Here is a 561-nt window from a genome sequence, read left to right as displayed (position 1 = left end):
TGTCGCCGCGCCGTCCCCGAAAGGCGAATACGGCACCACTGGCCGGCTTCTGTCGCAGCACGGTCTGGGCCAGCATTGCAAGACCCGAAATCCCTTTGCGCATGTCAGTGACGCCGCAGGCGAGATAGACCCTTACGCCGGTGCCCGGTCCGATCATGCAGCTTCCACCGACCGGATAAGCTGGGTCAAGGCAGTAGCCTCGATGCCGGCATCGAAGCGCAGCCGCCGTCCTTGCGCCAGACACAGCTCGACGATCAAGGGCGAGACCACCACCCGGTCATCGAGCACGGGCTCCGCGCTCAGCATGGGCGCCCCGATATCAACCGGCAAAAAGGTTGGTCCGTCCGCCGCAGGCAGCAACCCTCGCTTCCTGAACAGATGGCGCCATTGATAGATCTGGCTTCGCGACACATCGTAGCGCCGCGCGACGCGCGCCAACGGCTCTCCGTTCATTCCCACAGCGGCGACGATCTCGAGCTTCTCCGCGTTGCTCCACCGACGACGCCGTTCCCGGCCCAATATCTCCACCGCCGTCCCTCGCTTTGGCTCAGGACGTCCATA

The 561-nt window shown here is 64.5% G+C and carries 2 protein-coding genes; both read right to left on the bottom strand.

Annotation, left to right across the window (positions count from 1 at the left end; genetic code table 11):
* Positions 1–157, bottom strand: a 157-nt coding sequence (tnpB, locus tag EWH12_RS22945; protein ID WP_165363719.1) for an IS66 family insertion sequence element accessory protein TnpB, incomplete at its 3' end; no start/stop codon positions are given.
* On the bottom strand, positions 154–561 hold a 408-nt coding region (gene tnpA / locus EWH12_RS22430; protein ID WP_207212486.1), incomplete at its 5' end, for an IS66-like element accessory protein TnpA. The genes tnpA and tnpB, both read right to left, overlap by 4 nt.

It is taken from the genome of Sphingobium cupriresistens (assembly GCF_004152865.1).
Classification (GTDB): domain Bacteria; phylum Pseudomonadota; class Alphaproteobacteria; order Sphingomonadales; family Sphingomonadaceae; genus Sphingobium; species Sphingobium cupriresistens.
This window is presented reverse-complemented; position numbering and strand designations above follow the sequence as displayed.